General features: G+C 71.3%; 14 protein-coding genes. All 14 read left to right on the forward strand.

Going from position 1 to position 21,984, the window contains the following annotated elements:
* Positions 1-34: 34 nt before the first annotated feature.
* The 14 genes from H613_RS26775 to H613_RS26800 all read left to right on the forward strand — a co-directional run bounded on the left by H613_RS26775 (position 35) and on the right by H613_RS26800 (position 21,941).
* A complete protein-coding gene (locus tag H613_RS26775; RefSeq protein WP_035738230.1) occupies positions 35-1,363 on the forward strand; it encodes an ABC transporter substrate-binding protein in 1,329 nt (442 codons plus the stop codon).
* A gap of 32 nt (positions 1,364-1,395) precedes the next feature.
* Positions 1,396-2,418: a LacI family DNA-binding transcriptional regulator gene (locus tag H613_RS0115070; protein ID WP_026924464.1), complete on the forward strand. Its 1,023-nt coding sequence runs from the start codon at positions 1,396-1,398 to the stop codon at positions 2,416-2,418.
* A gap of 126 nt (positions 2,419-2,544) precedes the next feature.
* Positions 2,545-4,623 carry an alpha-galactosidase gene (locus H613_RS0115075; protein ID WP_026924465.1) on the forward strand — a complete coding sequence of 693 codons (2,079 nt, stop codon included), beginning with the start codon at positions 2,545-2,547 and terminating at the stop codon, positions 4,621-4,623.
* A 56-nt stretch (positions 4,624-4,679) separates the two neighbouring features.
* Positions 4,680-5,918 carry an ROK family transcriptional regulator gene (locus H613_RS26780; RefSeq protein WP_051393381.1) on the forward strand — a complete coding sequence of 413 codons (1,239 nt, stop codon included), beginning with the start codon at positions 4,680-4,682 and terminating at the stop codon, positions 5,916-5,918.
* A 75-nt stretch (positions 5,919-5,993) separates the two neighbouring features.
* A complete protein-coding gene (locus tag H613_RS0115085; protein WP_026924466.1) occupies positions 5,994-9,011 on the forward strand; it encodes an alpha-mannosidase in 3,018 nt (1,005 codons plus the stop codon).
* 131 nt (positions 9,012-9,142) lie between these two features.
* Positions 9,143-10,639 carry a PQQ-dependent sugar dehydrogenase gene (locus H613_RS26785; RefSeq protein WP_084546652.1) on the forward strand — a complete coding sequence of 499 codons (1,497 nt, stop codon included), beginning with the start codon at positions 9,143-9,145 and terminating at the stop codon, positions 10,637-10,639.
* 497 nt (positions 10,640-11,136) lie between these two features.
* Positions 11,137-12,825 carry an ABC transporter substrate-binding protein gene (locus H613_RS0115095; RefSeq protein WP_026924467.1) on the forward strand — a complete coding sequence of 563 codons (1,689 nt, stop codon included), beginning with the start codon at positions 11,137-11,139 and terminating at the stop codon, positions 12,823-12,825.
* Positions 12,826-12,830: 5 nt separating this feature from the next.
* A complete protein-coding gene (locus H613_RS0115100; protein ID WP_026924468.1) occupies positions 12,831-13,805 on the forward strand; it encodes an ABC transporter permease in 975 nt (324 codons plus the stop codon).
* Complete coding sequence (locus H613_RS0115105) at positions 13,802-14,800, forward strand: ABC transporter permease (protein WP_026924469.1); 999 nt, start codon at positions 13,802-13,804, stop codon at positions 14,798-14,800. Before H613_RS0115100 ends, H613_RS0115105 begins: the two co-directional genes overlap by 4 nt.
* Positions 14,797-15,660 carry an ABC transporter ATP-binding protein gene (locus H613_RS26790; protein WP_051393383.1) on the forward strand — a complete coding sequence of 288 codons (864 nt, stop codon included), beginning with the start codon at positions 14,797-14,799 and terminating at the stop codon, positions 15,658-15,660. The genes H613_RS0115105 and H613_RS26790 overlap by 4 nt, the downstream gene beginning before the upstream one ends.
* Positions 15,657-16,526 (forward strand): ATP-binding cassette domain-containing protein, encoded by an 870-nt coding sequence (locus H613_RS32410; RefSeq protein ID WP_026924470.1) that lies wholly within the window; start codon positions 15,657-15,659, stop codon positions 16,524-16,526. Before H613_RS26790 ends, H613_RS32410 begins: the two co-directional genes overlap by 4 nt.
* The gene (locus tag H613_RS0115120; RefSeq protein ID WP_035738231.1) at positions 16,523-17,803 is read left to right on the forward strand and encodes an alpha/beta fold hydrolase; all 1,281 of its coding nucleotides are present in this window, start codon (positions 16,523-16,525) and stop codon (positions 17,801-17,803) included. Before H613_RS32410 ends, H613_RS0115120 begins: the two co-directional genes overlap by 4 nt.
* Entirely contained in the window at positions 17,800-19,245 is a 1,446-nt protein-coding gene (locus H613_RS26795) for an aminopeptidase P family protein (protein ID WP_035738232.1), read from the forward strand. The genes H613_RS0115120 and H613_RS26795 overlap by 4 nt, the downstream gene beginning before the upstream one ends.
* The gene (locus H613_RS26800; protein WP_035738233.1) at positions 19,242-21,941 is read left to right on the forward strand and encodes a glycoside hydrolase family 127 protein; all 2,700 of its coding nucleotides are present in this window, start codon (positions 19,242-19,244) and stop codon (positions 21,939-21,941) included. The genes H613_RS26795 and H613_RS26800 overlap by 4 nt, the downstream gene beginning before the upstream one ends.
* Positions 21,942-21,984: the final 43 nt, after the last annotated feature.

Here is a 21,984-nt window from a genome sequence, read left to right on the forward strand (position 1 = left end):
TACACCAACCTCTCAACGAAGAAAGGCAAGAAGGATGAACAAGACGCGAACGGCGGCCCTCGCCGCCCTCGCCGTCGCCGTGCCGCTGGGGCTCGCCGCCTGCGGCGGAGGCGACGATGACGGAGCGGTCACGCTCCGGTACGCCTTCTGGGACGACAACCAGCGCCCGGCGCTCGAAGCGATGATCGAGGAGTTCAACACCGAACACCCCGACATCACCATCGAACTCGAACAGAACCCGTGGGACGACTACTGGACCGGCCTGGACACCCAGTTCGCCGCCGAGGACGCCCCGGACGTGTTCTGGGACCACGTCTCCCGCTTTCCCTCCTACGCCTCCAACGGCGTGCTGCTGCCGATCACCGATCGGATCGAGGAGGACGGCCTGGACACCTCGATCTACCCCGAGAACCTGTACGACTCGTGGCAGTACGAGGACGAGCAGTACGGCCTGCCGAAGGACTGGGACTCGATCGCGCTGGTCTACCGACTCGACGCGCTCGAAGCGGCCGGCATCGACCCGGCGACCGTGAACGACCTCGAATGGAACCCCGTCGACGGCGGCACCTTCGTCGAGTTCCTCCAGAAGCTCACCATCGACGAGAACGGCAACAACGCGCTCTCGCCGGACTTCGACGCCGAGAACGTGGCGCAGTACGGCATCGCCCAGGCCTCGGGCACCGGCCAGACCGACTGGTGGAACTTCGCCGTCCAGAACGGCTGCTCGCTCCAGAGCGAGCCGTGGGGCCCGTACGCGATCGACGAGCCCGAATGCGTCGAGGCGATCCAGTTCACCGCCGACCTCTACAACCGGTGGGGCGTCTCGATGCCCGCCGAGGCCACCAACCAGCCCAACGGCGGGCTGGGCGCCGAGTACGTGGTCGCCGGCCAGGCCGCGACGACGATGGACGGCTCCTGGATGCTCGGCACCTACCGCGACGGGCTCGACCCGGGCACCTGGGCCGTGGCCGACAACCCCGCCGGCCCGGTCGGTTCGGGCTCGGTCATCAACGGGCTGTCCAACGCGATCTACGCCGGTACCGAGCACCCCGACGAGGCCTGGGAGTTCGTGAAGTTCCTCGGCTCCGAAAAGGCCCAGCGGATCGCCGCCGAGACGGGCTCGGTGTGGCCGGGCATCGCCTCGCTCAACAGCGTCTTCGCGGACTACTGGAGCGAGCAGGGCGTCGACGTCTCCGGTTTCCAGGCCGCCGCCGAGGGCACCACCATCGGCTATCCGCTCTCGATGAGCGACGCCGCATTCGGCACCGCCGCGCTCGACGAGTTCAATCAGGTGTGGCTGGGTCAGAAGGACGCCCAGGAGGCGGCCGAGGCGGTCGTCGAGATCGCCAACGCCGAGCAGTAGCCGGATCCCGAATCGAGAGGTGACCGACCGACATGAGCGCAGCCGAACCGAAGCCCGTCAGCATCTTCGACGTGGCGAAGCTGGCGGGGGTGTCGCACCAGACCGTCTCGCGGGTCATCAACGACGCGCCGATGGTCGCCGACGCCACCCGCGCCAAGGTCAAGGCCGCGATCGCCGAGCTGGGCTACCGGCCCAACCGCTCGGCGCGCGCCCTCGCGGGCGGCGCCGTGCGGTCGGTCACCGTCCTCACCACCGACACCTCGCTCTACGGCACGGCCGAGACGCTCCGCGGCATCGAGGACGCCGCCCGGGCCGCCGGGTTCACCATCCTGGTCTCGGTCCTCGACCCCGACCAGGACTACACCGAGGCCGACGTCCTCGGCAGGCTCCCGCACGACGGCGCCCCGGCCATCGTCATCGCCCACGACGAGACCACCACCGGGGCCATGCAGGTGCTGCAGCGCAAGCAGGCGGGCGCCACCGTCGCCACCGGCGGCGAGCACCTGGACATCGAGCAGCACGCGGACGACTGGCTCGTCTCGCTCGACGACCGCACCGTCGCCGCGCGCGCCACCAGGTACCTGCTGTCCATGGGCCACGCCACGGTGCACTACCTGGCGATCCCGTCCAAGGCGAACCGCCAGGCGGGCTGGGCCGAGGCGCTCGCCGACGCGGGCATCGAGGCGCCCGAGGTCGTCCACTCCGGATGGACGGTGGGCTCGGCCTACGAGGCCGCGCTCGAACTGGTCGCCGACCCGGAGGTCACCGCGATCCTGTGCGGCAACGACGACCTCGCCTTCGGCGTCCTGTACGCCGCCCACCGGGCCGACCGGAGCGTGCCGGGCGACCTGAGCGTCATCGGTTTCGACGACAGCCCGCTGGCCGCCTACCACGTGCCGCCGCTGACCACTGTGGACCTCGACTTCCGGGGCGTCGGCAGGGGGGCGTTCGAGCTGCTGCGTCAGAAGCTCGAAGGCGGCTCCCACCCCAGGCCTACCTGGCGGTCTCCCGAGCTCATCGTCCGCGAGACGTCCGGGCCGCCCGGTCGGCGATGACGAGCGAAAGGGCCGCCATGACCTCGCTCATCGTCTGCTGAGGAAGCCCGCCCCGGCTCCGGGGCGGGCTTCGGCTCGGAACGCGCCGAGACCGCAACCCTGCACACCGCCTTGAAAGGAAAGCGCATGTCAGCGCCGCAACCACGCCTGTGGGTCGTCGACACCCCGAACACCAGCCATGTCGTGGCCTTGGACGCCGTGGACCGACTCCACGGCCTCCACTGGGGCCCGCGGCTGTCCCGGGAGCAGGCCGCCTCGCTGCTCGACCTGCCCGAGGCCGTGGGGCGGTCGGTCACCGACGGGTGCGACGCCGTCCTCGACTTCACTCCGGGGGCGGCGTTCCGATACGGCGCGAACGGCCTGCAAGTGCGATTCGCCGACGGCACCCGCGAGCTCGAACTCGCCTTCACCGAGGCGGTCGAGACCGAGCGCGACCTGACCCTGGTGTTCGACGACGGGCATTACGGCCTGGAGGTCCGCCTCCACTACCGCACCTTCACCGACAGCGACGTGATCGAGCGGTCGATGACATTGCGCAACAACGGCGCCGAACCGGTCGAGGTCGTCCGCGCCGACTCGGCGACCTGGGCGATCCCCGAACAGGAGGACTACCGCCTCACCCAGCTGTACGGCGAGTGGGGCGCCGAGACGCGGCTGAACCGGACCACGCTGCCCTTCGGCGAGACCCACCTGGGCTCGCGGCGCGGCATCACCGGCCACCAGGCGAATCCCTGGGCGGCCGTGGACGACGGAACCGCTGGAGAGGCGCACGGCGAGGTGTGGTCGACCGCGCTCGCCTGGAGCGGCACCTGGCGCCTGACCGTCGAGAAGGCGCCCACCGGCCGCGTGGCCGTCTCCCTCGGATTCGGGCACGATCCGATCTCGGTCCTCCTGGCTCCGGGCGAGACCCTCCAGACCCCGGTTGCCGCGGGCCTGTACGTCGCGGGCGGCTTCGCGGCCTCGGCCGCGGCCTGGCACGAATACGCCCGCGCCCACGTCCTGCCCCACCCCGAGGAGGTGCGGCCGGTCGTCTACAACTCCTGGGAGGCCACGGAGTTCGACATCGCCGCCGACAGCCAGGCGGCACTGGCCGAGAAGGCGGCCGCGATGGGCTGCGAGCTGTTCGTCATGGACGACGGCTGGTTCGGCGCCCGGGTGCACGACCGCGCCGGGCTGGGGGACTGGCACCCGAACCCCGACCGGTTCCCCGACGGGCTGGGGCCGTTGATCAAGCGCGTGCACGGGCTGGGCATGCGGTTCGGGCTGTGGGTGGAGCCCGAGATGGTCAACCCCGACTCCGACCTGTACCGCGCGCATCCGGACTGGGTCTACCACCAGCCGCACCGGCGGCGCAGCGAGATGCGCCACCAGCTGGTGCTCAACCTGGCCAGGCCCGACGTGGCCGAATGGATGCACGGCTGGCTCGACGAGCTGCTGACCTCCAACGAGATCGACTTCCTCAAGTGGGACATGAACCGGCCCTTCACCGAGGCCGGCCGACCCGGGGCCGAGGACCCCGACCGGCTCTGGTTCGACCACACCCGCAATCTCTACGCGATCCTCGACCGGCTCCGGGCCGACCATCCCCGCCTGCGGATCGAATCGTGCGCCTCCGGCGGCGGCCGCGTCGATTTCGGCATCCTGCGCCGCACCGACCAGGTGTGGACCTCGGACAACACCGACGCGGTCGACCGCATCGAGATCCAGGAGGGACTCGCGCAGGCCTACCCGGCGAACGTGATGGGCGCGTGGGTGACCGACTCCCCGAACCCGTTCACCCGCAGGGAGGTCCCGCTCGACTTCCGCTTCCACGTCGCCATGGCCGGAGCGCTGGCCGTGGGCGGCGACCTCAACGCCTGGACGGAGTCCGAGCTCGAGCGCGGCGCCGAACTGGTCGCCGACTACAAGCGCATCCGGCCCACCGTGCAGCTCGGGCGGCGACACCCCCTGCGCGCCGGGAACGTCGCGGGGGTGCAGTACAGCCGTGGTGACGAGACCGCGGTGCTGGCCTGGCGGCGCGCGCGCCGGTTCGGCTACCGGGATCCTCTGCTGAAGCCGGTCGGGCTCGACGCCGCGGCGCGCTACCGCGAAGCGGGCACCGACCGGGTCCACCACGGGGCGGTACTGCTCGCCCACGGCCTCGACCTCCGCCTCGATCGGGGCGACTACGCGTCCACCATGGTCCACCTCGTCCGAGCGGAGTGAGGCGGTACGCTGCTGGCACTCGACGGTGCCTCCGCTGGGTGGAAGGGCTGTGACTGATGCGTCTAGGGGCGAATCTCCCGCGGATCGGCGACTACAACGAGCTCGTCGTCCTCCAGGCCGTGCGCCAGGACGCGGGGATCAGCCGGGTCGCGATCGCCGACCGCACCGGGCTGGCGCCGCAGACCGTCTCGGGCCTGGTGCGGCGGCTGCTGGACGCCGGGCTCGTCGAGGCGGCGGGGACCGAGGTCATCGGCCGCGGCAAGCCGAGGACCCGGCTGCGCATCGTGCCCTCCGCGCGCTACGCGCTCGGCGTCCACTTGGATCCGGCGGTCGCGACCGCGGTCCTGCTCGACTTCCAAGGGGCGATCGTCGATCGGTTCGCCGACGCGGAGCTGCTGGACCGCGACCCGTTCGGCTCGACCCGGCGGGTCGCCGACGCGGCCTCGGCGCTGGTCTCCCGCAACGGCGTCTCCCCGGACCGCGTCGTGGGCCTGGGCGTCGCCACTCCGGGGCCGGTCGATCTGTCCTCGGGCACGCTGGTCGCGCCGCCGTGGCTGCCCGGCTGGGACGGATTCCCCCTCCGGCGGGAACTCGCCGCGAAGTTCGGCGGCGCGGTGAGCTTCGACAAGGACACGACCGCCGCGCTCGTCGGCGAGATGTGGCTCCGGTCCGGATCGTACGCGGCGGGGACGGTGCTCTTCGTGTACCTGGGGACCGGGATCGGCGCGGCGCTCGCCGCGGAGGGCGAGATCGTGCGGGGAGCGGGCAACGCCGGGGGGATCGGGCATGTGGTCGTCGATCCCGACGGGCCGCCGTGCCCTTGCGGCAGGCGCGGCTGTCTCGGCGTCGCCACCGACCCCGCCAGTCTGGTCGCCGAGGCCGTCCAGTCCGGACTGCTGCGTCCGCGACCGGGGCCGATGACGCCGCATGCGATCGCCCTCCAGTTCGCGGAGCTGTGCGAGGCCGCCGACCGCGGAGCGGCCGAGGCGGTGGCCTCGCTGGAGCGGGCCGCGCGGCGCATCGCCGAGGCCGTGCGGATGCTCGTCGGCGTGCTCGACGCCGGACACGTCGTCTTCGGAGGGCCCAATTGGCAGCGGCTGGAACGCTACTGCCTCCCGGCATGCGAGTCCGCGCTGTCGGGGAAGTGGCGGCCCGAGCCCACGGTCGTGCGGGGGACCGTCATGGGGTCCGACACCGGCGCGGTGGGCGCGGCGGCGATGGTCCTCGACGAGCGCTTCGTCCCGCGCGCCTCCCGGCTGCACGCGGCCTTCGAAACCGAGCGCGGCAGGGCTTGACATTATTAACGCTGAATGATGTGCTAAATCGGTTCGGAAGTTCGGGCACCCCCAGCGACGAAGGGAACCATCCCCGTGCATGACGATTCGGCGATACTGAACAGGAAGCTGGCACGGCTGCGCCGCGAATGGCTCGAGCCCGCCCGTGAGGCCGGAACGCATCCGGTCACCGTCGAGGCATGGGACGTGCCCGACGAGCCCGTGCCCCCCGCCGAGGCGCTCGCGGCCGAGTACAAGCCCTTCGCCGTCGGCTCACCGTGGTCGCGCCCCTGGGGCACGACCTGGTTCCGCGTCACCGGCACCGTCCCCGACGGCTGGGGCGACGACGCCGCACTGCTCGTCGACCTCGGCTACCTGGGCGGCGGACCGGGCTTCCAGGCCGAAGCGCTCGCGTTCCGGCCCGACGGTGTGAGCGTCAAGGCCGTCTCGCCGTTCAACCGGCAGGTGCCCGTCGAACCCGGCCCCGGCGGCGAGTTCGAGCTGTACATCGAGGCCGCCGCCAACCCCGACGTGATGCGCGACAGCTGGACTGCGCCGACCCCCCTGGGCGACAAGGCGACCGCCGGAGACGAACCGATCTACCGGCTCGACCGCCTCGAACTCGTGCGCCGCGACCGCGAGGTCGAGGAACTCCTGCTGGACCTCGACGCCCTCACCGGCCTGCTCGGTGAGCTGCCGCCCGAACTGCCGCGCTCCCAGGCGATCCTCGGCGCGATCGAGTCGATGATGCGCGCCCTCGACCTCGACGACGTGGCCGGCACCGCGCGGGACGCCCGCGCCGCGCTCGCCCCCGCGCTCGCGTCCCCCGCCGCCGCCAGCGCCCACGAGGTCTACGCCGTCGGCCACGCCCACATCGACTCGGCGTGGCTGTGGCCGGTGCGCGAGACCGTCCGCAAATGCGCCCGCACCTTCTCGAACGTCCTGAACCTGATGGACCTCGACCCCGACTTCACGTTCGCGGCCTCCTCCGCGCAGCAGTACGCCTGGATCAAGGAGTGCTATCCGGAGCTGTTCGAGCGCATCCGCGCCCGCGTCGCCGAAGGCCGCTGGATCCCGGTGGGCGGCATGTGGGTCGAGTCCGACACGAACATGGTCGGCCCCGAGGCGATGGTCCGCCAGTTCACCGAGGGCAAGCGGTTCTTCCGCGAGGAGTTCGGCGTCGAGCCGCGCGAGGTGTGGCTGCCCGACTCCTTCGGCTACACGGCGGCCCTGCCGCAGATCGCCCGCAAGGCGGGCGCGGACTGGTTCCTCACCCAGAAGATCTCCTGGAACGACACCAACAGGTTCCCGCACCACACCTTCCGCTGGGAGGGCATCGACGGCACCGACGTCTTCACGCACTTCCCGCCGGTCGACACCTACAACTCGAACCTGTCCGCGAAGGAGCTGGCCCGGGCCGAGCGGCAGTCCCGCGACCAGCGGCGCTCGAACCGCTCGATCGTGCCCTTCGGCTACGGCGACGGCGGCGGCGGACCCACCCGCGAGATGATCGGGGCGGCCCGGCGCACCGCCGACCTCGAAGGCTCCCCGAAGGTCCGCATGGCCTCACCCGCGGCGTTCTTCACCGACGCCCAGCGCGAGCACCCCGACGCGCCCCGCTGGCTCGGCGAGCTCTACCTCGAATACCACCGCGGCACCTACACCTCCCAGCACCGCACCAAGCTCGGGAACCGGCGCTCGGAGCACCTGCTGCGGACCGCCGAGCTGTGGGCGGCCACCGCGGCCGTCGCCGGGGCCGCCGACTACCCGGCCGAACGGCTGCGGCGCCTGTGGCGCACGGTGCTGCTCCAGCAGTTCCACGACATCCTCCCCGGCTCCTCGATCGCGTGGGTCCACCGCGAGGCCGAGCGCAACTACGAGGCGGTCCGCGCCGAACTCGAGGCGCTCATCGCCGAGTCCCTGCGCGCCCTCGCCGGTGACGGCGAGCTGCCGCTGGTCGCGAACGCCGCCCCGCTCGCGGTCGACGGCGTCCCGGCCGGAGCGGTCGCCGTGCGCGGCGAGGTGACCGCCGAGCCCGTCTCGCTGAGCGCCGCGGACGGCAGTCACGTCCTCGACAACGGCCTGCTCCGGGTCGAGATCGACGCCGACGGGCTCGTGCGCTCGCTCATCGACGCCGAGACCGGGCGCGAGGTCGTCCCCTCCGGTGAGCGCCTCGGGCTCCTGCGCGTCCACCGCGACGTCCCCGCCCACTGGGAGGCCTGGGACCTCGATCGGGACTACCGCGACAGCGCCGAGGAGTTGACCGGCGCCGACGGCATCGACGCCGAGACGCTCCCCGACGGCTCGGCCGTCGTCCGCGTCCGCCGCACGCACGGGGCGAGCGCCTTCGTCCAGACCTTCACGCTCGCCCCGGGCCGCAGGCGGCTCGAACTGGGCACCGAGGTCGACTGGCACGAGCGCCGCAGGCTCCTCAAGCTCGCGCTCCCGTTCGCGGTGCACACCGACCGCGCGGCCTCGGAGATCCAATTCGGACACCTGTACCGGCCGATCCACGCCAACACCTCCTGGGACGCGGCGAGGTTCGAGACGATCGCGCAGCGCTGGCTGCACGTCGCCGAGGACGGCCTCGGCGTGGGCGTCGCCAACGACCAGACCTACGGGCACGACGTGACCCGCCACCACAACGACGACGGCGTCTACGTCGTGGTGGGGGAGTCGCTGCTGCGGGCCCCGATGTCACCCGACCCCGATGCCGACCAGGGCCGCCACTCGATGCGCACGGCGGTCGTCGTCGGCGGCGTCGACGATGCGATCGGCGAGGGCTACCGGCTGAACCTCCCGACCATTGCCGTGCAGGGCGCGCGAGCGGTCGAGCCGCTGGTCGGCGAGGCCTCGCCCGGCGCGATCGTCGAGGCCGTGAAGCTCGCCGACGACGGCGGCGGCGACCTCGTCCTGCGCGTCTACGAGGCCTGGGGCGGCAGGCGCACCGCGCTCGTCCCGCTCGGCGCGGACGCCGCGTCCGCGGTCGACGCCGACCTCCTCGAACGGCCGCTCGACCGCAACAGGGTCGAACTGACCGGCGACCGCGAGCTCCGGCTCGAACTGTCGCCGTTCGAGATCCGCACCGTCCGGATCGCCCTTCGACGCGGGTGAAAGGCCGATCGACCTGTATTGACCCTCTTACCTCGGCGCAAAACCTCCTTTGTATCGATTACCATCGATACAAGAGTTTATGTCTGCCACTGGGCCGGGCGGTGCGCGCCCAGCCGGAGGAGGGTCGCCACATGGAAGCCGCGCGAAGTCGACCGAGACGGCTCACCACCGTCGCCGCAGCGTCCGGAGTGCTCGCCGCCGGTGCCGTCGCGGTGGTCGCGGCGAACCCGGCACACGCCGCGGCCTGCGAGTCGATCGAGTACACCGTCGTCAACGACTGGGGCAGCGGCCATCAGGCCGCGGTCTCGCTCACCGCCGGAACCGACAGTGTGGACGGTTGGACCCTCTCGTTCGACCTCCCCGGCGGGGCGGCGGTGCAAAGCGCCTGGAACGTCGACTGGGACCAGGCCGGGGCCACCTTCACCGGCTCCGACGTCGGATGGAACGCCACCGTCCAGGCCGGGCAGAGCCGGGAGCTGTTCGGCATGATCGTCTCCGGCAGTGGCGCGCAGCCCGAGTCGTTCACGCTCAACGGCGTCGAATGCGGCGGCGAGGGCGAGGAGACGCCGACGGACGAGCCGGACCCGACCCAGGTCGGCGCGGGCCTGGTGCAGGTGGCCAGCGGATCGATGCCCACGGCCGGAACGGTCGGACCGGGCGGCGACCTCTGGATCGCCAACCGGACCGGCACGATCCAGGTGCTCGGCGACGACGGATTGAGCGATCCGGTCCTCGACATCAGCGACGAGACCACCACCGACGGCGAACGAGGGCTGCTCGGCATCGCCTTCGATCCGAGCTTCGCGCACTTCTACATCTCCTACACCGACCTCGACGGCGACACCGCCATCGAAGAGTTCGACATGCAGGGCGACCAACTCCGGCTCGACACCCGGCGGACCGTGCTCACCCAGGAGCAGCCGTTCTCCAACCACAACGGCGGCCACATCGCCTTCGGGCCCGACGGGATGCTCTACATCGGGCTCGGCGACGGCGGCAGCTCCTTCGACCCGAACGACAACGCGCAGAACCTCGGCACGCTGCTGGGCAAGCTGCTCCGCATCGACCCCTCGGGCGCCGACCCGTACGCGATCCCGCCCGACAACCCGTTCGTCGACGATCCGAACGCCCGTGGCGAGATCTGGGCCTACGGACTGCGCAACCCCTGGCGGTTCTCGTGGGACGCGGCGACCGGCGACCTCTACATCGGCGATGTGGGACAGAACGAGCGCGAGGAGATCGACGTCGCGCCCGCCTCCAGCGCCGGCGGTGAGAACTACGGCTGGGCCCGCATGGAGGGCACCCTCCCCGTCTCGGGCCAGGAGCCCGCGAACCACCGGCCGCCGTGGTTCGAGTTCGACCACGCCGGCGGGGCGTGCTCGGTCACCGGCGGGTTCGTCTACCGCGGCAGCGCGATCCCCGACCTGCGGGGGGCCTATGTGTTCAGCGACTACTGCCTCGGAGTCGTGCGGGCGCTGACGATCGATGACGACGGCGCGGTGGGGGAGGAGATCGAGTTCAGCGGCCGCATCGGCGCCGGATCGATCGTCTCGTTCGTGGAGGGCCCGGACGGCGAGCTCTACGTCCTGAGCCTCGGCGGCGCGATCCTCCGCTTCGAACCGGAGTGAGCGTTCCGACCGGCGGCCGTTGACGGCCTTCTCAGCGGGGGCCGGATCGCCCAGCGGTTCGGCCCCCTGCCGCGGCCGCCGGATGTCACGGGTTCGGGGGCGGTGAGCAGTCGGACGCCGAGTCGCCGCTGGTGGTGTCAGGTTTGCGAGCGGTCCTAGCGTCAGTGGTATGTAATATGTTACTGTCGCCAGGCGGCGCGAGCGCCGAGGGTGTTCTCACCGATACCCCTCGGTCTTCATGCCGGAGGTCCGAATTCTCGGACTTCCGCGCAGACGCGGCGCGCGCAGTGGCGGCACGGATTCGGCGATCCGTGCGCGCCGCAGTGATATATCACATGTCACACAGAAGGGCGGTGCGAGCGCGGATGGACCTGAACGGTCCGCCGCGAGGGCATCGCGGCACGGAGGTTCGCCGAACCCCCTGATCCGGCAACTCCGGCGTCCCGCTCGGACTCACGACGCGGCCGACCGGCGGAAGAACCGATAGGAAGTCCCTCATGAACAAGAGATCGACCCGCGCCCCGGCGGCCATCATGGCCGCGGCGCTGCTGCTCACCGGCTGTTCCGGCGGAGGAGCGGACGACTCCGGCGGTGGCGGCGGGGGCGACCCCGTCGAAGGCGGAACCGTCCACATGCTCCAGAACGCCGACTTCTCCTACCTCGACCCCGCGCGCGGCTTCGACGGCGGCGTGAACGCGTTCTACCGGCTGATCTACCGCGGCCTCACCACGCAGGCCGCCGGCGACGCCGAGGACCCGAACGCCATCGTCCCCGACCTGGCCGAAAGCCTCGGAACGGCCTCAGAAGACGGTCTCACCTGGACCTACACCCTCAAGGACGGCCTGAAGTTCGACAACGGCGACCCCATCACCTCCGCCGAGGTCGAGTTCGGCATCTCCCGCGCGTGGGACCCCGAGATCGGCATCGGCTCGCCGTGGCTGAAGAAGACCATCGCCGCCCCCGAGGACTACCTCGGCCCCTACCGCTCGGGCGACCACCCCGGCATCGACGCCCCCGACGAGCACACCATCGTCTTCCACCTCATCGAGCCCTTCCCGGAGTTCGACAACGTCCTCGCCCAGCCGAACGCGGTGCCCTTCCCCGTGGGCTCGGGCGCCGGTGACGAGTTCATCAACGACATCATCGCCTCCGGCCCCTACACGCTCGAGAGCTACACCCCCGGCAGCCTGATCGAGCTCGTCCGCAACGAGCACTGGGACCCCGAGACCGACGACGTCCGCAGGGCCTACCCCGACGCCTGGGAGTTCGAGATCGGCCTCGAAGGGGCCACGATCGACGAACGACTCATGGCCGGGCAGGGCTCCGACGTCAACGCCATCTCCGGCGTCATCCAGGCGGCCACGCTGGCGCGCGTGCAGACCCCCGAGCTGCAGGAGCGGCTGAAGACCTCGCCCGCCTACTGCACCACCTACATGTCGATGAACATGACCAAGGCGCCGTTCGACCAGCTCGAGGTGCGTCAGGCGATCAACTGGGCGATCGACCGGAAGTCCGTGCAGACCGCCTCGGGCGGCACCCAGCTCGCCGACCCCGCCACCACGATCATCCCCGAGGCGGTGACCGGCCACCAGGACTTCGACCTGTACCCGAGCGAGGACTACGGCGGCGACACCGACAAGGCGCTGGAGCTCCTCGCCCAGGTCGGCCTCGAAGACGGCTTCTCGTTCGTCCTCGACATCCGCTCGCAGCCCAAGATGCAGGCGCAGGCCGAGGCCATCCAGCAGGCGCTCAAGGAGATCAACGTCGAAGTCGAGCTGAACGTCATCGACACCTCGACGTACTACGAGACGATCGGCACGCCCTCGCAGCAGCACGACGCCGCCATCACCGGCTGGTGCCCCGACTGGGCCTCCAGCGCGAGCACGATGGTCCCGCCGCTGGTCGACGGGCGCAACATCACCGACAAGGGCAACACCAACCTCGCGCAGATCGACGATGAGACGATCAACGCCCGCATCGACGAGATCAGCGCCATGACCGACCTCGAAGCGGCGAATGCCGAATGGGGCGAGCTCGACGAGGAGGTCATGGCCCTCGCGCCGATCGCCCCCCTCGTCTGGGAGAAGGGCATCTTCCTCCCCGGTGAGAACATCGCCGGCTACCACCCCAGCACCAGCATGACCGACCTGACGATCATCGGGCTGGAAGACCCGTCGCTGGGCTGAAACCGATGACCTTCACCTCGACAGACCTCGAAGTCGAAGGCGCGGCGGGCGGCGAGACGGTCGGTGAACCCGCACCGGCCTCGCCGCCCGCACAAGGGCGACACCTCGTCCACGCCTTCCTCCGCGACCGCGTGGCCGTCGCCTGCGGCGTCTACATCCTGCTCGTCGTCCTCATGGCCCTCGCCGCGCCGCTGCTGGTCAAGATCAGCGGCTACGGGCCCCTGGAGTTCGACCAGAGCGCCGTCGACCCGAACCTCGGCGGGCTCCCGATCGGCTGGGGCGGCGGCATGGGCGCCGAGCACTGGTTCGGCGTCGAGCCCGGCAACGGGCGCGACATCTTCGCCCGCATCGTCTACGGCGCGCGGGTGTCGATGACGATCGCCCTCGCCGCGACCGTGCTCACGAGCGTCCTCGGCGTCGTCTTCGGGCTCATCGCCGGCTACTTCGGCGGCCGCGTCGACATGGTGGTCTCCCGCGTCATGGAGTTCCTCATGGCGTTCCCGGCGCTCATCTTCATGATCGCCGTCCTCTCCGCGCTGCCGGCCGACAACCGCCAGTTCCTGCTCGTCGTCGTGATCTCGTTCTTCGGATGGCCGTACCTGGCCCGCATCGTCCGCGGCCAGACCATGTCGCTCAAGGAACGGGAGTTCGTCGAGTCGGCACGGGCGTCGGGGGCCTCCAGCCTCCAGATCATCTTCAAGGAGATCCTCCCGAACCTCGCCTCCACCATCATCGTGATGACCACGCTCGCGGTGCCCGGCTACGTCGGCACCGAGGCGGGGCTGTCGTTCCTCGGCGTCGGCGTCGTCCCGCCGACGCCGTCGTGGGGGCAGATGATCGCCAGCTCGGTGCCCTGGTACGCCGTCGATCCCGCCTACTTCCTCATCCCGGGGGCCTTCCTGTTCATGCTCGTGCTGTCGTTCACCGTGCTCGGCGACCGCGTCAAGAAGATCGCCGAATCCGGGGAGGGCAGGGCATGAGCCGCTTCCTCCTCAACCGGCTGCTCGGCATGGTCGTCGTGCTGTTCGGCGTGTGCCTGTTCACCTTCGTCATCTTCTTCGTCCTCTCGCCCGATCCGGCGGTGCAGATATGCGGGAAGAACTGCACGCCGGAGGCGATCGACCAGATCCGGGAGAACCTCGGCCTCGACCAGCCGTTCTGGACCCAGTTCTGGACGTTCATCAGCGGGCTCTTCGTCGGGCGCACCTACGGCACCGGCCCCAACGCCATCGATTGCGCGGCGCCGTGCCTCGGCTACTCGTTCCAGACGAGCCAGCCGGTCACCGACATGATCATGCAGCGCCTGCCGGTCTCGGCGACCATCGCGATCGGCGCCGCCCTGCTCTGGCTGCTCTCGGGCGTCGCCGGGGGGCTCATCAGCGCCGTGCGCGAGGGCAGGTTCGCCGACCGCTTCATCGCGGGGCTCACCCTCACCGGCATGTCCATCCCCAACTACGTGCTGGCGCTCTCGCTCCAGTTCGTGCTCGTGGTCACGCTCGGCTGGCTGCCCTTCCCGCAGGCGGTGTCGTTCGGGAACGACCCGCTCCAGTGGTTCCTCAACTTCCTGATGCCCTGGATCGTGCTCGCCATCGGAGCCGCGGCCGTCTACACCAGACTCACCCGGGCGAACGTCATCGAATCGCTCCAGGAGAACTACGTCCGCACCGCGCGGGCGAAGGGCCTCAGCCCCGGCCTGGTCTGGCGGCGGCACGCGCTGCGACCGGCGCTGACGCCGATCGTCACGATCTTCGGCATGGACTTCGCCAACCTGCTCGGCGGCGCCCTCATCACCGAGACCGTCTTCGGGCTCAACGGCGTCGGCAAGCTCGCCGCCGACTCGATCACGAAGAACGACCAGCCGGTCATCATGGCCGTCACGCTGCTCGCGGCCTTCCTGGTCGTCGTCGGCGCCATGGTCGTCGACCTGCTGTACACCGCCATCGACCCGCGCGTGCGAGTGGGGAGCGCCAAATGAGCACCGCAACGGACACCGCCGCGCCACTGCTCCGCGTCCGCGGCCTCACGGTCGGCTTCCCGACCGCGGCCGGAACCACCGACGTCGTCAAGTCCCTCGACTTCGACCTGGAGCGCGGCGGCGCGCTCGGGATCGTCGGCGAGTCGGGCTCGGGCAAGTCGATGACCAGCCTCGCCATCATGGGGCTCCTGCCGAAGGGCGCCACGCGCTCCGGTTCCATCGAGTTCGACGGCACCGAGCTGACGACCCTGCGCGAGCGCGCGATGCGGGCCGTCCGCGGTGACCGCATCGCGATGATCTTCCAGGACCCGCTGTCCTCGCTCAACCCCTACTACACGGTGGGGACGCAGATCGCCGAGGCGTACCGCTCGCACCGCAAGGGCGTGACCAGGCGGCAGGCGCGAACCGTGGCGATCGAGGCGATGGAGCGCGTGCACATCCACGACGCCGCCCGCCGGGTCCACCACTACCCGCACCAGTTCTCCGGCGGGATGCGGCAGCGCGTGATGATCGCGATGATGCTCAGCATGGAGCCCGAGCTCATCATCGCGGACGAGCCGACGACCGCGCTCGACGTCACGGTCCAGGCGCAGATCCTCGACCTGCTGGCCGAGATCCGGGCCGACACCGGCGCCGGACTCATCCTCATCACCCACGACCTCGCCGTCGTCAGCGAGGTGACCGACCACATCGTCGTCATGCGCGAGGGCGACCTCGTCGAACAGGGCTCGGCGGAGCGGATCTTCACCGATCCTCAGGAGGAGTACACGCGCATGCTCCTCGACGCCGTGCCGCGCATCGACGACGAGATCGGCCTGCTGCGCACCACGGCCGCACCGAGCGCGGAGGAGGACCGATGAGCGACGGAAGCGAAGCCCTGCTGCGGGTGCGGAACCTGGTCAAGGACTTCACCTCGCCCGGCGGCGTCTTCGGCCGCACCAGGCGGTTCCGCGCGGTCGACGACGTCTCGCTCGACGTGGCGACCGGCGAGACGCTCGCGCTCGTCGGCGAGTCGGGCTCGGGCAAGTCGACCACGGCGCGCATGATCGCCCGGCTCATCGACCCCACCGGCGGCACGATCGAGTTCGCCGGCCGCGAGGTCCACGAGCTCACCGGGAAGGCGCTGCACGCCTTCCGCGGCGAGGTGCAGGTCGTCTTCCAGGACCCCTACTCCTCGCTGAACCCCAAGCACACCGTCGAGCGGATCGTCACCGCGCCGCTGGTCTACCAGAAGCGGAAGGTCCCCGGCGGCGCGCGCGCCTTCACCGGGGCGCTCATGGAGCGCGTCGGGCTCAACCCCGACCACTCGGCCCGCTTCCCCGCCCAGTTCTCCGGCGGGCAGGCGCAGCGCATCGGCATCGCCCGCGCGCTCGCCGTCGCCCCGAAGATGATCATCGCCGACGAGGCCGTGTCCGCATTGGACGTGTCGGTGCAGGCGCAGGTCATCAACCTGCTCCGGCGGCTCCAAGAGGAGGAGGGCTTCAGCTGCCTCTTCATCGCGCACGACCTGGCGGTGGTGCGGCAGATCGCGACGCGCGTGGCGGTCATGAACGGCGGGCGCATCGTCGAGACCGGCGAGCGCGACCAGGTCTTCGACTCCCCCCGCGACGACTACACCAGGAAGCTCCTCGCCGCCGTCCCTAGGATCAGACCCGAATGGGACGCCGAACGGCGCCGGAACGAGCAGGCCCGCAAGGACCGCGAACGGAAGGAGGCCGGACGATGATCGAGTACTCGATGCCCGGCATGTGGGTGCGCGAGCACCAGGTCCGTGTCCCGCTGGACTGGTGGAACCCCGGCGGCGAGATCGAGGTCTTCGTCCGCGAGATCGTCGACCCCGACAAGCGCGGCGGCGACCTGCCGCTCCTCACCTACCTCCAGGGCGGCCCCGGCGGGTCGAACCCGCGCCCGACCGAGGCCTCCGGCTGGCTGGCCGAGGCCCTCAAGGACTACCGCGTCGTGTTCGTCGACCAGCGCGGCACCGGCCGCAGCACCCCGATCGACGCCCGGATCGTCGCCGAACTCGGCGACGCCCAGGCCGGAGCGGGCTACCTCGCGCACTTCCGCGCCGACTCGATCGTGCGCGACCTCGAACACGTGCGCGCCACGCTCTACGAAGGACGGAAGTGGGCCACGCTCGCGCAGAGCTACGGCGGGTGGCTCACCCTCGCCTACCTCTCGCACGCGCCCGAGGCCCTGGCCGCCTGCTACGTGTGCGGCGGCATCCCCGGCAACCCCATGAGCGCCGAGGAGGTCTACCGGCGCACCTTCGACCGCGTCGCGGCCAAGACCGCCGAGTTCTACCGGCGCTACCCGCAGGACGTCGAGCTCGTCGCGCGGATCGCCGACCGGCTCGCCGCCGAACCCGTGCACCTGAGCGACGGCGACACGCTCACCGTGCGCCGCTTCCAGTCGCTCGGCATCGACCTCGGCATGAAGCCGGGCATCGAGCGCATGCACTGGCTCGTCGAGGACGCGTTCATCACCGGCGATCGCCTCTCCGAAGGCTTTCTCGCCGCCGTCCTCGCCCGCACCTCCTCGGCCGCCAACCCGCTCTTCTGGACCCTCCAGGAGTCGATCTACGGCGACGGCGCGAACGGGCCGACCGCCTGGGCCGCGCAGCGCGAACGCGACCGCCGCCCCGAGTTCGCCGAAGGCGTCCGCCCGCTCCCGTTCACCGGCGAGATGGCCTTCCCGTGGATGTTCGACGAGGTCAGGCTGCTGCGCGGCTTCGCTCCCGCCGTCCACGCCCTCGCCGAGCGCCGCGAGTGGAGCCCGGTCTTCGACTCCGGCCGCCTCGCGGCGAACGAGGTCCCGATCGCGGCGGCGGTCTACTTCGAGGACATGTTCGTCGACTCGGGACTCCAACTGGACACCCTGCGGGGCCTCGGCAACGCCCAGGCGTGGGTGACGAACGAGTTCGAGCACGACGGGATCGCGTCGGGACGGGTGCTCACCCGCCTGCGCGAGATGGTCCGCGACCGAGGAGGAGAACGGCGATGACCGAGACAGGGCGACCCCCGTACGCCGGCACCCGCTATCCCAGACTGGCCGACATCCCGGCCTTCACCGAGCACATCGCGAAGGGCTGGGGCGACGAGCCGGTTCCCGCGAGCATCGTCGACGGCGCCGCCGAGGCCGCGGCCTCGCACCGCGAGCGGCTGAGCGGACTCATGCCCGAGGCGACGATCGTCGTCTCCTCCGGCACCGCGCCGGTCCGCAACGACGACTGCGACTACCGCTTCCGCGCCGACAGCGACTTCGCCTGGCTCACCGGCTGCCAGGCCGAAGGCGCGACCCTCGTGATGACGCCCCGGCCCGGCGGCCACGACGCCCGGCTCTACCTGCCCGCCCCGTTCCGCCCCGGCGAGACCGGCTTCTTCGCCGACGCCGCCCACGGCGAGCTGTGGGTCGGCGCCTCCCCGGGCCTGCGCGAATGGTCCGAGGCCCTCCAGATCGCCGTCGAGCCGGCCACGGCCCTCGACGACCTCAAGGGACTCGACGGCGCGCTCGCGAGCCGCTCGGTGAGCGACGACCTCGCCGCCCGCCACGGGCTCGAACGCTCCGAGCCGCTCGGACGGCACCTCTCCCGGCTGCGGATGATCAAGGACGCCTGGGAGATCGAGCAGATGCGCCTCGCGATCGACGCGACCGTGGCCGGATTCGGCGAGGTCGCCCGCGAAGTGCCGCGCGCCGTCCGGGACGGCCTCGGCGAGCGCTGGCTCCAGGGCACCTTCGACCGCCACGCCCGCACCTTCGGCAACGGCCCCGGCTACGCCACGATCGTCGGCTCCGGCCCGCACGCGCCCACCCTCCACTGGGTCCGCTGCGACGGCCCGGTCCTGCCCGACGCCGCGCTGCTCCTCGACATGGGCGTGGAGGCGAACAGCCTCTACACCGCCGACGTCACCAGGACGCTCCCCGCGAGCGGCACGTTCAGCCCCCGGCAGCGCGAGGTCCACGACCTCGTCGAGAAGGCCCACCGCGCCGGGCTCGCACAGATCCGCCCCGGCACGGCGTACCTCGACTTCCACTTCGCCGCGATGGAGGTCGTCGCGCAGGGCCTGCACGACTGGGGCCTGCTGCCCGTGTCCGTCGACGAGGCGCTCTCCCCCGAAGGCCAGCAGCACCGGCGCTACCTCGCCTGCGGCATCGGCCACCACCTCGGGCTCGACGTCCACGACTGCAGCCGCGCCGAATACGAGGACTACATGGGGGCCGACCTCCAGCCGGGCGTCGTGATGACCGTCGAGCCGGGGCTCTACTTCCATGCGAACGACCGCACCGTGCCGCCGGAGCTGCGCGGCATCGGCGTGCGGCTCGAAGACGACGTGCTCGTCACCGACGGCGGCTCGGAGGTGCTCTCCGCGGGGCTGCCGATCGACGCGGACGGCGTCGAGGCGTGGACGCGCGAGCACTTCGCGCACGCGGAGCACGGACGATGACGACCGCCGAACTCCGCTCGCCGCCCCGGGCGCGCCCGTTCGCGCTCGGCGCGGCGCGCGTGGACGACGGATCCGTGTTCGCCCGCGCCCGAGACGAGATGCTGCACCTCGCCCGCGTCTACCCGGTCGACCGCCTCCTCGCGGTCTTCCGCCGCAACGCGGGACTCGACACGCGCGGCGCCGTCCCGCCCGGCAACTGGGAGGACTTCGGGCACCCGAACGAACACGCCTGGGGCGAAGGCGACTACCCGGGCCGCGAGCGCGCCCAGACGGCCAACCTGCTGCGCGGCCACTACGCGGGCCACTTCCTCTCGATGCTCGCCATGGCCGCCGCCGGAACGGACGACCCCGCGCTGCGCGCCAAGGTCGACGAGTTCGTCGCGGGCCTCGGCGAGACGCAGGCCGCGCTCGCCGCGACCGGCCGCTACTCGCATCCCGGATTCCTCGCCGCCTACGGCGAATGGCAGTTCTCGCGCCTGGAGGACTTCGCCCCCTACGGCGAGATCTGGGCGCCCTACTACACCTGCCACAAGATCATGGCCGGGCTCCTCGACGCCGCCGAACTGACCGGCAGCGCGCAGGCGCTCGACATCGCCGCCGCGATGGGCCACTGGGTCCACCACCGGCTCTCGCGCCTCGACCCCGAACGCCGCCAGCACATGTGGTCGCTCTACATCGCCGGAGAGTTCGGCGGGATGAACGAGGCCCTCGCCAGGCTCGCCACGGCCGCCGAGGAACCGCTGCTGTTGGAGACGGCCGCGTTCTTCGACCAGGAGAACCTGCTCGACGCGGGCGAGACACGTACCGACATCCTCACCGACATGCACGCCAACCAGCACCTGCCCCAGCTGATCGGCTACGTCGAGCAGTACGAGCGCACCGGCCGGCGCCGCTACCTCGACGCCGCGATCGGCATCTGGGACCAGATCGTGCCCGGCCGCACCTACGCCCACGGCGGCACCGGGGAGAGCGAGCTGTGGGGGCCGCCGGGGACCGTAGCGGGCGACGTCGGGCACCGCAACGCCGAGACCTGCGCGAGCCACAACCTGCTGAAGCTCGCCAGGAAGCTCTTCGGGCACACGCTCGATCCGCGCTACATGGACTACTACGAGCGCACGGTCCTCAACCACGTCCTCGGCTCGCGCCGGGCGGTCCGCTCCGACACCAGCCCCGAAGTGACCTACATGTTCCCCGTCCACCCCGGCGCGCTGCGGGAGTACGACAACGTCGGGACCTGCTGCGGCGGCACCGGCCTGGAGAACCACGTCAAGTACCAGGACACCGTCTACTTCCGGGACGCGGACGGGCTCTACGTCAACCTGCCGATCGACTCCGAGCTCGACTGGACCGAGGCGGGCCTGCGGGTCCGGCTGCATTCGGGCTTCCCGCTGGGGAACGTGATCTCGCTGCGCTTCGAGGCTCTCGGACAGACCGGACCGAAAGACACCGAGCGGACCATCCGCCTGCGCGTGCCCACTTGGGCCGCAGGAGAACTCGAACTGCTGCTCAACGACACCCCGGCCGGACCCGAACCGGTCCCCGGCGAGTACGCCTCGATCACCCGCACCTGGCGCGCGGGCGACGAACTGGTCCTCAGCGCCCCCGTGGCCCTGCGCGCCGAACCGGCGATCGACGACCCCCGCCAGTGCGCGCTCTTCCTCGGCCCGACCCTGCTGCTGGCGAATTCGGAGGCCACGACCGGGCTTCCCTTCGGCCTCAACGGCAGGCGAGCCTTCGACGGCGGCCTGATCACCGACGGCACCGGCGCCGAGCTCCCCGCCGAACTCGCCGAGGAGGGCGCGGTCGAACTCGACGGCGTCATGTTCGAGCCCTGCTGGTCCGGCGCCGAGAGCCGGTACCACATGTACGTGCGCTCGCACGACGCCGAGATCGCCTTCGGCGGGAACGGGACCGGCGTGCCGAACCGGGTGCGCTCCGACGGGAGCACCTTCCTCGACGAGCTGTGGTCGATCGGCGCCTTCCCCGACCGCGCCGCCTTCCTCGACCGCGCGGCGGCCGTGGCCGCCCGTGTGCGCGCCGAAGGACTCCTCGGCCGCGACGAACTCGCGGCGGTGCTCGCCGCGGCCGCGGCGTTCGACGGCGCTACGGTGCGGCCGATGCCGGTCGACCCGGCCGCGGTGCCGACCGTGCCCGACACGGGCGCCGTGCCCCCCGCCGTCGCCATCGAGATCCTGGAGGAGCCCGCCCCCTCGGGCTGGTTCACCAGCGCGCCCGCCGTCCGCGTGCGCGGCTTCGATGTGGACGATTCGGGTGCCGAGGACCGGCTCCGCCTGGAGCTGCGGATATCCGGCGGCGACTGGACGCCCTACACGGAGCCGGTCCCGATCACGACCGAAGGCGTGCACCGCATCGAGGCGCGAGTGACCGACCCGAACGGCCTCACCGGCGCCGTGAGCCGGGAGATCAGCGTGGACACCACCCCGCCGGTCTCGCATGCGACCGTCAAGGAGCTGGGGGCCAGTGTGGAGATCACCCTGAGCGCCGACGACGGCGTCTCGGGCGTCGAGCGCATCCAGTGGCAGGGCCCCGGAACATTCTGGGGCACCTTCCAAGAGGCGTTCGTGCGGGCGATCGACGACGAGCCGCAGGTGATCGAGTACGCCGCCACCGACAGGGCGGGCAATGAGGAACCGCGGCGGCGGCTCGTGATCCCCGGCGGCGGGGGCTCACGATGAGGGTCGCAATCGGAGGCGGAGCGGACCGCGCCGTGTACGCTGC

The sequence above is a fragment of the Glycomyces arizonensis DSM 44726 genome (genome assembly GCF_000482705.1).
Taxonomy (GTDB): domain Bacteria; phylum Actinomycetota; class Actinomycetes; order Mycobacteriales; family Micromonosporaceae; genus Glycomyces; species Glycomyces arizonensis.